6 protein-coding genes are annotated in these 11,134 nt (G+C 68.3%); 3 read left to right on the plus strand and 3 right to left on the minus strand.

Annotated features, from left to right (window positions below; translation table 11 throughout):
- Window positions 1-13: 13 nt before the first annotated feature.
- A complete protein-coding gene (locus ACIQV3_RS07050; protein ID WP_403710526.1) occupies window positions 14-2,926 on the plus strand; it encodes a DEAD/DEAH box helicase in 2,913 nt (970 codons plus the stop codon).
- A complete protein-coding gene (locus ACIQV3_RS07055; RefSeq protein WP_403710528.1) occupies window positions 2,926-7,101 on the plus strand; it encodes an Eco57I restriction-modification methylase domain-containing protein in 4,176 nt (1,391 codons plus the stop codon). Before ACIQV3_RS07050 ends, ACIQV3_RS07055 begins: the two co-directional genes overlap by 1 nt.
- Window positions 7,102-7,131: 30 nt before the next feature.
- Here ACIQV3_RS07055 and ACIQV3_RS07060 read toward each other — a convergent pair whose 3' ends face one another.
- Window positions 7,132-7,317: a DUF397 domain-containing protein gene (locus ACIQV3_RS07060; protein WP_403710530.1), complete on the minus strand. Its 186-nt coding sequence runs from the start codon at window positions 7,315-7,317 to the stop codon at window positions 7,132-7,134.
- Window positions 7,314-8,171 carry a Scr1 family TA system antitoxin-like transcriptional regulator gene (locus ACIQV3_RS07065; RefSeq protein ID WP_403710532.1) on the minus strand — a complete coding sequence of 286 codons (858 nt, stop codon included), beginning with the start codon at window positions 8,169-8,171 and terminating at the stop codon, window positions 7,314-7,316. The genes ACIQV3_RS07060 and ACIQV3_RS07065 overlap by 4 nt, the downstream gene beginning before the upstream one ends.
- A gap of 161 nt (window positions 8,172-8,332) precedes the next feature.
- On the opposite strand from ACIQV3_RS07065, the gene ACIQV3_RS07070 reads away from it, so the two are divergent.
- Window positions 8,333-8,803 (plus strand): ATP-binding protein, encoded by a 471-nt coding sequence (locus ACIQV3_RS07070; RefSeq protein WP_403710534.1) that lies wholly within the window; start codon window positions 8,333-8,335, stop codon window positions 8,801-8,803.
- On the opposite strand, the gene ACIQV3_RS07075 is transcribed toward ACIQV3_RS07070, so the two are convergent.
- The gene (locus tag ACIQV3_RS07075) at window positions 8,800-11,094 is read right to left on the minus strand and encodes a DUF2786 domain-containing protein (RefSeq protein WP_403710536.1); all 2,295 of its coding nucleotides are present in this window, start codon (window positions 11,092-11,094) and stop codon (window positions 8,800-8,802) included. The two genes, ACIQV3_RS07070 and ACIQV3_RS07075, sit on opposite strands and share 4 nt — an antisense overlap.
- Window positions 11,095-11,134: the final 40 nt, after the last annotated feature.

An 11,134-nucleotide genomic window follows, 5' to 3' on the forward strand; every position in this document is an offset into this window, starting at 1 on the left:
CTTGACGACTCACATGGCACACACGTACACCGCCGGAGCCCTGGTTCGGGCCCGTGGCCGCGAATGGGTGGTACTTCCGGAGAGCAAGCCCGATCTGCTCGTCCTGCGCCCCCTCGGCGGATCGGACGACGACATCGCCGCGGTGTTCCCCGCCTTCGAGACGGTGGACGACGCCGTGTTCGCAGCGCCAGTACCGTCCGACCTGGGTGACCAGCGTGCGGCAGGTCTGCTGCGCACGGCGCTGCGGATCGGCTTCCGCTCCGGCGCCGGCCCGTTCCGCTCCCTCGCCGGGATCGCGGTGGAGCCGCGCGCGTACCAGCTGGTGCCGCTGCTCATGTCCCTGCGCCAGCAGACGGTTCGGATGCTCATCTCCGACGACGTCGGCATCGGCAAGACGATCGAGGCCGGCCTGATCGCCAGCGAGCTCCTCGCACAGGGTGAGGCGTCCGGGCTGGCGGTGCTCTGCTCCCCGGCCCTCGCCGAGCAGTGGCAGGAAGAGCTGCGCACCAAGTTCGGGATCGACGCGGAACTGGTGCTGTCCTCCACGGTCTCCAGGCTGGAGCGCGACCTGGACCTCGGCCAGTCCCTCTTCGACAAGCACCCGCAGGTGATCGTCTCAACGGATTTCATCAAGTCGACCCGTCACCGGGACGACTTCGTCCGCCACTGCCCCGATCTGGTCATCGTGGACGAGGCGCACACCTGCGTGGCGGCCGACGACACCACGACCGGCACCCAGAACCAGCTCCGCTACGAGTTGCTGCGCCGCGTCTCGGAGGACGAGCAGCGCCACCTCATTCTGGTCACGGCCACACCGCACAGCGGCAAGGAGTCGGCCTTCCGCAACCTCCTGGGCCTCGTCAAGCCCGAGCTGGCATACGTCGACTTGGATTCGGAGTCCGGCCGCAAGCTGCTGGCCCAGCACTTCGTGGCCCGCAAGCGGGCGGACGTGCGTACGTACCTCACCAAGGAGGACGGCCTCGAAGACGACAGTCTCGCCCAGCGGACCGCCTTCCCCTCCGACCGCTACTTCAAGGACGAGACGTACAAGCTGTCCCCGGCCTACCGGGCCCTGCTCGACGACGCCATCGCCTACGCGAGTGAGCGGGTGGAAGCAGCCGGCGCCCAGGGCGGACGCGAGGCCCGGATCGCCTGGTGGTCGGCGATCGCCCTCCTGCGCTCGCTCGTGTCTTCTCCGCGTGCCGCGGCGAAGACGCTGGTGACCCGCTCGGCGGCGGCGATCGCCGCATCGGCCGAGGAGGCCGACCGGCTGGGTGCTCCCCTCAACAGCGACGCCGCCGACAGCGACACGCTGGAGGGCATGGACGTGGCCCCCGGCGCGGAGACGGAGGAGGCGGGCGCACGTCTGGCCGAACTCGCCGAACGTGCGGCCGACTTGGAGGGCGCGGAGCAGGACCTGAAACTCAAGGCCCTTATCAAGCATCTCAAGGGGCTGCTCGCCGACGGGTACCACCCGATCGTCTTCTGCCGCTACATCCCGACGGCCGAGTACGTGGCGGAGAAGCTGAAGGCCAAGGGCGGTGTGAAGGCCACGGTGGCCGCGGTCACCGGAACCCTCTCCCCCCAGCAGCGCATCGAGCGGATCGAGGAGCTCGCGGAGGAGGCGGGCACCGATCCGGCCGCCCGCAGGGTCCTGGTGGCGACGGACTGCCTCTCCGAGGGCGTCAACCTCCAGCACTACTTCGACGCGGTCGTCCACTACGACCTCGCCTGGAACCCGACCCGCCACGACCAGCGCGAAGGTCGCGTGGACCGCTACGGCCAGAAGCGGGACGAGGTGCGCGTCATCACCCTGTACGGCGCCGACAACGGCATCGACGGCAAGGTCCTCGAAGTCCTCATCAAAAAGCACCGGCAGATCAAGAAGGACCTCGGCATCTCCGTCTCCGTCCCGGACGAGCTGTCCACCGGCGTGACGGACGCGATCGTGGAGTGGCTGCTGATGCGCGGCCGGAACGATCAGGACGCCCTGTTCAGCGCCGACGCCTTCAAGGTGAGCACGGAGAAGCTGGACAGCGACTGGAATTCGGCGGCCGAGCGGGAGAAGGCGTCCCGTTCCCGGTTCGCCCAGCGTTCCATTCATCCGCAGGAGGTGGCACGCGAGGTCGCGTCGATCCGCCAGGCACTGGGCAGCGCCGGCGAGATCGACACCTTCGTACGGGAATCGCTCGGCGCGCTCGGTTCGGTGATCCGCCCGGACGGGGAGGACTTCACGGCGCAGGTCGGCGGCACCCCGGCCGGCCTGCGGGACGCGCTCGCCCCGGTCGTCGGACCGGAGATCATCGAGAAGGACCGGCCGATCCCCTTCCGCTCCGACCCCGCGGTCACCCGCGGCGAGGCGGCCCTCGTGCGCACCGACCCGGTCGTCGGCGCACTCGCGGCGCACGTACTGAACGCCGCCCTCGACCGCGAGGCCGAGGGAGCGCGTCCGGCCCGCCGGTGTGGCGTCGTCACCACGGACGCCGTCACCACCCGTACGACCTTGCTACTGGTCCGCTACCGCTTCCATCTGACCCTCCCCTCCCGCAGCGGTGAGAAGCAGATGGTCGCGGAAGACGCCCGCCTGCTGGCGTTCCAGGGCGCCCCGAGGAGCGCGGTGTGGCTGTCGCAGGAGGAGGCCGTGGCCCTGCTGGACGCCTCGGCGGCCGAGAACACGGACTTCCACTTCGGCGAGCGGACCATGACCCGCATTCTCGATCAGCTCCCCGACGTGTCGGACCACCTCTCCGCCTATGGCGAGGAGCTGGCCGCCGAACTGGACGCCTCACACCGCCGGGTCCGCGCCGTCACCGGCGAGTTCGTCCGCGGCCTGACCGTCACGGTGCAGAAGCCGGCCGATGTCCTCGGCGCCTACGTCTACCTCCCCGCCACGCCCGCCGTCGCCTCTGCCGGAGTGTCCGCCTGATGTCTGCCACCACCCGCCACCAGGTGTTCACCGCGGTCCACACGGTCGGCGCCCTGCTGCCCGCTGACATGCTGGTCCGCATCTCCCAGGGCACGGTCACCAAGGAGCTCCGCGGTCTCGCTCCGGCCGACTACCGGATCCCGGGCGCCCGGTCCGTACGCGACGAGGCCGAGCGCCACTGGGACTACCTCAAGTCGCTCTGGAGCGAAGTCCGCGACCGGCTGCCTGCCGCACCGGAGTCCGCCGTCCGGGCCGACAGCACCGGCTACGCCCGCGCCAACTGGCTGGAGCCCCTCTTCGAGGCACTCGGCTTCGGACGGCTCACGCCGGTCGGACCTGCCGGGATCGCATCGGCCGACGGCACCAAGACCTTCCCCGTCAGCCACCGCCGCGACCACACCCTCATCCACCTCACGGCCTGGAACACCACCCTCGACAAGCGCGGCGGTCCCGGCTCCCCCGCGCCGCAGTCCCTCCTCCAGGAGGCCCTCAACCGCACCGGCCCCGAGCACCTGTGGGCCCTGCTCAGCAACGGCCGGCAGATCCGACTGGTGCGCGACTCCAACGCGCTGACCACCGTCTCGTACGTCGAATTCGACCTCGAAGCGATCTTCGACGGCGAACTGTTCAGCGACTTCGTCCTCCTGTACCGCATCCTGCACGCCTCCCGCTTCGAAGGCCCCGAGGGCGGCACCCAGGTCGGATGCTGGCTGGAGGTCTGGCGGGACGCGGCGATCCGCTTCGGCGCACGCTTCCTCGACGACATCGGCGAGGGCGTACGGATGGCCATCAAGGAGCTCGGTACCGGCTTCCTCCAGCACCCGGACAACGCCGCGCTGCGCGAGAAGCTCGACGTCACGGCCTATCACGCGGCGCTGCTCCGCCTCGTCTACCGCATGCTGTTCGTCTTCGTCGCCGAGGACCGCGAGGCTCTGCACCCACCGACGGCGAGCGAGGAGGCCCGCGACCGCTACGCGGACTACTTCTCCACGGCCCGGCTCCGCGCCCAGGCGCGCCGCCGCCACGGCACCTCCCACTCCGACCGCTACCAGGCCCTGCGCATCGTCCTCGACGCCCTCGGCGACCTCGAAGGCCGCCCCGAGCTGGGCCTGCCGGCCCTCGGCGGCCTCTTCGACAAGCTCCCCGCCGATGCTCCGCTCGACAAGCTCTCCCTCTCCAACAAGCACCTCCTCGCCGCAGTCCGCCATCTGTCGGTGGTCCGGGACACCGAGGCGAAGCGCTGGCGCAAGGTCGACTACCGCACGCTGGACGCGGAAGAACTGGGCGCTATCTACGAGTCGCTCCTCTCCTTGGTCCCGCAGCACAGTGCGAGCGAGCGCAAGTTCGAGCTGGTGGACCGGCTGGGCAACGAGCGCAAGAAGACCGGCTCGTACTACACCCCCAGCTCGCTGGTCGAAGTCCTGCTCGACTCGACCCTCGACCCGGTGATAGACGCAGCGCAGGAACGCGGCGAGGACCGGGTGGCTGCGGACGGCCGCCTGCACCCGGTGGAGACGGTGGTCGAAGAGCTCCTCTCCCTCACCGTCTGCGACCCGGCCTGCGGCTCCGGCCACTTCCTGGTCGCCGCCGCCCGTCGGATCGCGAAGCGGGTGGCTTCCGTACGGGAGTCCACCCCCGAACCCTCGGTGGACGGCGTCCGCCACGCCCTGCACGAGGTCGTCGCCCGGTGCCTGTACGGCGTCGACCTGAACCCGATGGCTGTGGAACTGGCCAAGGTCTCCCTGTGGATGGAGGCCCTGGAGCCGGGCAAGGCGCTGGGCTTCCTGGACGGCCACATCAAGCACGGCAACGGCCTGATCGGAGCGACGCCGGCGCTGCTGCGGGGTGGTATCCCGAAGGAGGCGTTCAAGGCAGTCGAGGGCGACGACACGGCGACCGCCGCGCGCTGGCAGAGGGACAACCAGGAACAGCGCGAGGGCATCTACACGCTGGACTCCGAGCTCGAAGAATCGGTGAACGTCACCAACACGGCGTTCGCCACCGAGCTGCGCGCCGTGGTGGAAAAGGCCCCGACCGACGAACTCGCCCAGGTCCGCGCACTGGCTCGTCGCTACCAGGCGTGGGGCGAAAGCAGCGCCTACCGCGACGCCCTGCACACGGCGGACGCGTGGTGCGCGGCCTTCATGTGGGAGAAGACGGATGCTGCGCCGCCGCCGGTGACCCAGCGGGTGTTCCTCGCGCTGCGGGACTCGGAAGGCTCGTCTGACGGCACGGGGGCCCGCCGGGAAACCCACAAGGAGATCTACCGACTGGCGGAGGAATACCGCTTCTTCCACTGGCACCTGGAGTACCCCGACGTCTTTACGGTCCCGGACGACCCTGCGGCGGCGGTGGACGTGGACCCTGTGACGGGGTGGGCGGGCGGCTTTGACTGCGTGCTGGGGAATCCGCCGTGGGACAAGGTCGACTTCGAGGACAAGAAGTACTTCAGCGTGGTCGAGCCGGCACTCGCGGAGGTCGCCGGCACGGCTCGCCGTACGAAAATCACAAAATGGGCGCATGACAATCCTAAGGAAGGTGCCCACTACCACGCGGCGCGGCGCCGGGTAAAGTCTTCGTTCCTGTTTTTGGGTTCATCTGGAGCCTACCCGCAGCTCCGGCGAGGCCTTTCCGTGAAGGGTGTCAATTCGCTCCAGACGGACCAGTTGTTCACCGAGCGGTTCGTCTCCATTACGGCACCCAAGGGCCGCTGCGGGACCGTGGTTCCCACGCAGATCGCCACCGGGGCAGGCGCTCAGTTCCTGTTCCAGGATCTTACGCGGCGGGGCGTGCTGAAACATCTCTATGACTTCGAGAACGGCAGGCGAGAGAAGCTGTTCCCGGCCGTCCACGCCAGCTACCCGTTCGCCCTGATTTCGGTAGCCGGGCGCGACTTGCGTGAGAACGCTTCCCATTTCGCTTTCTCTCTCGGACATCCAGACGAACTCGCTGATGGAAAATCAGTATTCGAGCTGTCGCCCGAGGAGATTGCACTAATCAATCCCAACACAGGGACGCTCCCTGTCTTTAGCACCCGTCGGGACGCCGATCTCACGACCTCAATCCAGCGCCGGATCCCTGTCCTCGTCGACGAGAATCATAAAGACGGCAACCCGTGGAACATCTCTTTCAAAAACCTCTTCAACATGACCGACGATTCGGACCTGTTCCGCAGTCAGCAAGCGCTTGAGGCGGACGGCTGGGAACTTACGGGGAACGAATTCCACAGGAACGGTGAGCGAATGCTACCGTTGTACGAGGCGAAGATGGTCGATTTCTTCAATCCCCGCGCCGCCGATGTGGTAAAAAGCCTGACAGCAGTAAACCGGCAGAACCAGCCCAGCTACCTCACAGAGCTTGAGCTTAGCGATCCGGAACGTTCTCCTCTGCCACTGAATTGGATCGCTGAGACTGGACGCATCCAAACCGTTCGCAACGGAAAAAATGTGTTGATTCCCGGAGTGAACCAACGCTTGGAAGAAAGAGGGTGGCCTCACAGTTGGCTTATCGGCTGGTGCGACGTAACTTCCGCAACCAACGAGCGGACCGCAATCCCCACCTTCCTCCCGCGCGCGGCAGTAGGGCACACCCTTCCGCTGATGTTCACCGACGCCCCCGTCGATCTCACAGCGGCGCTCGTCGCTGCCCAGAGCTCTCTCATTTTTGACTTTGTCTCACGTCAAAAAGTTGGCGGTGTACACATGGCCCTGATGACGTGGAAACAGCTCCCCGTCCCTCACCCCGGCGACCTAGCACAGCACACCGCCTTCGTTACCCCGCGAGCCCTGGAACTCATCTACGCGTCATGGGATATGGAGCCCCTGGCCCTCGACCTCGGCGAGACCGGACCGCCCTTCGCGTGGGATCCAGAGCGCCGCGCACTGATCCGCGCCGAGCTCGACGCCTACTTCTTCCACCTCTACGGCGTCTCCCGCGAAGACACCGACTACATCCTGGAGTCCTTCCAGACCGAGAACGGCGGCCTCAAGAACAACGAGATCGCCCGCTTCGGCGAATACCGCACCAAGCACCTCGTCCTCGCCGAGTACGACCGCATGGCAGCCGCAGGCCTGGGCATGGAGAACCCCCTCGTGGACGGCGAGAACTACACGTCCACCCTTACCCCGCCGCCGGGCCACGGCCCGCGCCATCCGGCTCGACCCGAGGCCGGCTGACATACCGTCGTCGCGCGGCTGAGCGCAGGCTCAGCCGTGCGCGGCGTACCTCACGAACTGCGCCCAGCCCTCGCGGCCAACGGCGAAGTGCGGGCGCTCCACGTCCTTGGAGTCCCGCACGCAGACAGCCTGCTCCATCGTGGCAACCTCGACGCAGTTGTCTCCCGATGTTCCGCTGTAGCTGGACTTGAACCAGCCCAGTTCGGTGTCCCTCATAGCGCTCCCCTGATCCGCTCCAGCAGGCCCACGGAATTCAGTGGGTTGAGGGCCTGTGAGCGGAGTGTCGCATACCGTCGGTGCAACACGGCTGCCAGTTTTGGGTCGGCGATCAATCGACCGCTCTCCTGCCCTTCGGAGTAGGCAAGCCGCCTTCCATCAGGCCGCTCCAACAGGGCCAGCGGACCATCCAAGCCAGCGTGGGCCTCACTATTAGTCGGCATGATCTGGATCTCCACATTGCGTAGCAGTGCGAAGGTCAGCATGTGGTCCAGCTGGTCTCGTGTGACCTCAGCACCACCGAGACGCCGCCGTACGACGTGCTCATCGATGATGAAGCTGAACATGGTGTTGGGCCGCTTCCTGATGAGCGTCTGCCGCTGCATCCGGGCCGCCACCTGGGCTTCCATCTGGCCATCCGACAGGGGCGGAAGGCGGCTTGCGAAGGCCGCCCGCGCATACCCCTCCGACTGCAACAACCCCGGCACCAGCCGGCACTCATAGGTACTCAGACTCACCGCCACCCGCTCCAGCCGCGCCCACCGCCGGAACCACGCCGCCAGCCCCGGCTCTCCCCGCGTCAGGTGCCGGGCCGCATTCCGTAGCGCGCCCGTATTGCCCAGCGCCGCTTCCGCCCGTTCCACAAACTCCTCGTCCGGCATCCGCCGCCCCAGCTCCACCGACTCCACCGTGTGCTTCGAGAACCGCACCAGGAGCGCGAACTCCGCCCGGCTCAGGCCCGCGTGCTCGCGCAGGGCCTGGACGACCGCCCCGAAGGTCCGGAGACTGTCCGAGGGGTCCGGTTCCCGTTCCCCGTCGCCCGCCGCAGCCGCCTCGATGTCGTCGATCGCCATCCGCCGCACCCTCCAGATCCCACGCCCCGCACACCCCACAGCAACCTCACCAAGCGTGACGCAGCAGCCACGTACTGTCCATCCATGGAGCCCGTACGCTCACGCCGCGTACGGGGTGCATCACTGGTGAACCCGCCCGCGCACCCGCCAACGTGGCAGCCATGCACCCCTCACGGCCGCAACCCACCATCACCCAGCGTGGGTTCACTCAGCTCCTGTCCTCCACCCGCCGCGGCGCCCGCCTCGCCCGGCTGCTCGCGACCGCCGAGCTCCAGGACTGGGACCTTCCGCCCCACGTCACGGAACGCGCCACGCAGATCACCGCCGAACTCACCGCGAACGCAGTCCTCCACGGACACGTCCGCGGCCGCTCCTTCCGACTCACCCTCACCCTTGACCCCAGCACCGGCCCGCTCCGCATCGAGGTCACCGACGCACGCGGCGACCACCCGCCCACACTCCGGCACACCCCCGATGAGCCGACCGGCCGAGGCCTGCTCCTGGTCGCAGCGCTCGCCGACCGCTGGGGCTGCGAGCCGTACCCACCCGGCGGCAAAACGGTGTGGGCCGAGGTCTCCCCCGGCCCACACCGCCACGGACCGGTCATCGACCAGGCCCCCGGACCGCATTAGACGTACCAGTCGTCATCCTCGCCGAAGGCCGGACGGCCGATGTCCGCGTACCGCCCGTCTGCGATTCCCTGCCGGTAACCCGTGCCCTTGGACTTGGTCGGGCTGAGCTTCTTCAGCTTGGGATAGCGGGCTGCAAGCGTTGCCTCGACCACGTTCGTCCGGTCCGCAAGCACCAGGGCCACGCTGCGGCCATCCGCCTCGTGCCCGGCGCCCGGTTCGCTGTCCTGCTCAGCGGCCGTGCTGGCGGCCTGCTGGGCCGTGTTCACCCGCACGAAGACCTCACGGATGAATCCGAGCATCCAGGACCGCTTGTACGCGCGTGCGTCTTCGCCCGCCGGACGGTACCGGCGGTCGGCCTGGTCCGCCCCCGCGAGCATCTGGAGGCGCAAACTCGCGAAGAGCATCTCCGCCGCCTGGACATCGGCCTCGTAGCCGAACAGATGCACACGATGGTTGCCGGTCTTGTCGCTGAGGTGCACCGTCCGACAGCGCATGGCATGGCCGATCCCGCTAAGCAGTCGAGACACCTCTTTGACGTACGGAGGGTGCAGGCCGACGACCCGGTCGACCGGCCGAACCTTTTCGCCCGCGTCGTCGAGCATCGCCCGCTCGATGCCGTACTTGGCCATGAGCTCAGTGGCCTTGTCCAGGTAGGTACGGGCTTCCTCCTCCCCCGCCCCCGAACTCTCCGCCTTGCGCAAAAGCGCCCTGACCTTGCCGAGCAGCGCCTCCGGCAGCCCGTCGCGCGGGGGCCTCGGCCCGGGAACCCCGGCGCCACGCTCCGGCGACGGACGGTCTTCGGGACTCCCGGGCGCACCCTCAGGGCTCTCCTCCCGGCTGCCGCCCTCCTCTTGGGCGATAGCGTCGGCGAGATCCTCCGGATCGGGAACCAGGCCCGCCAGGACTCCGAGCGCCCAACGGCGCCAGGCGCCGGTATCCCCGGCGTCGATGGAAGCGCGGACCGAGCGCAGCCGCTGATAACCGCCATCGGGCTTCTGAATCAGGAACTCAAGCCGCGCATGGCCGAGCTGCGCCAGTGCAAGCACCTCGCAGGCATCGACGGCACTGTCCTCGGCATAGTGGATTTCGATTCCGGGCTTCGGATACCAGTCCTCCTCTTCGCCCCACGCGTCATCGAAGAGGCTGGCCTGCTTGGCCGGCCATTCCGTGCCTGTCCTGACGCGGACAACGGATTCCGAGGGTTGCCCGGAGTAGGCGATCGCCGCCGCCCGCTCCTCCCTGGAGGTGACGACGTGATACCAGACCGGGACCGAGCCACGCATGCCGTGCCAGGTCAGCTCACCGCGGGAGCCATGGTCCCGTGCCTGTTCCGCTACGTCCGGGCTCAGGCTGTCGTCGTCCCAGAGTTCTTTCCCGGACCGTTCCCCGGCTTCGAGGTACGCACTCAGATAGTCGGCCGCGGAACGTCGCGCACCTGTCGCACTCTCGGTGAACACGGCACGCTCGCACTCCGAGAGCGCGTCGATCACCGGCTGGATCACGAGGGACGAGTACCGCTCGACCACCTCGGCGAACTCCGCGAGGAAGCCCAGGGTCGCTTCGGAAGCCGAGGCCTGTTGCTCCTTGCACCAGGCGTCGAGCCGATCGGCGGAGGCCTGCTGCTCGGCCAGCCACTCCAGGTGCCCGGCGCCCTGGAGGTGCTCCTCGCGAAGCAGCACGGCGTCCTGGGCCGCACCGGAGGTGTCGGACTGCTCAAGGACCGCTTGTGCCAGGAGCCTCAGGGGTTCGGCCTCCTGGGCGAAGAACTCGCCGGTCGTGACCAGCAGCCGATCGTGGCGGCGGGGTGCCCAGGCGGGGTGGTCGATGAAGCCGACCCCCGGGATGTCCGCCGACCAGCGTGCCCGCCATTCCGTCAGATCCCGGTCCGGACTACCGGCACCCGTCTGGCGGCGCCACCACCAGAGCAGCATCTCTTCCCAGCCCTCGGCGTTCCAGGACCAGAACGCCGGCTCGCCCTGCGCGGAGAGAGCAGATCTGAACTCCCGCACCGCTGATTCCAGGCCGTGGAGATGCCCGCCGGGAATCAGCCGCTCCAGCCAGCGGACCGAATCGGCCACGGACTGCGTCCTGGCCTCGTCCGCCGCTAACCGTGCGGCAGTCACCGCCGCGGCCAGGCGCTGGTCACCCAGATCCGCGGGCAGCAGTTTGTACAGATCGGGCCCGGCGTCCTCCAGCACGGCCGCCAGGTCCTCGACCCTGCCCCTCAGCCAGTCCGCGCGTGCCCACCGGAATTCCTGCTCGGGCGTCCCACCGGTTCCGCCGTCCGTCATGTCGTCCCCTCCTCGCTCACGCGGACATCCTAAGAAGCTT

It is taken from the genome of Streptomyces sp. NPDC099050 (assembly GCF_044759865.1).
In the GTDB taxonomy this organism is placed as follows: Bacteria; Actinomycetota; Actinomycetes; order Streptomycetales; family Streptomycetaceae; genus Streptomyces.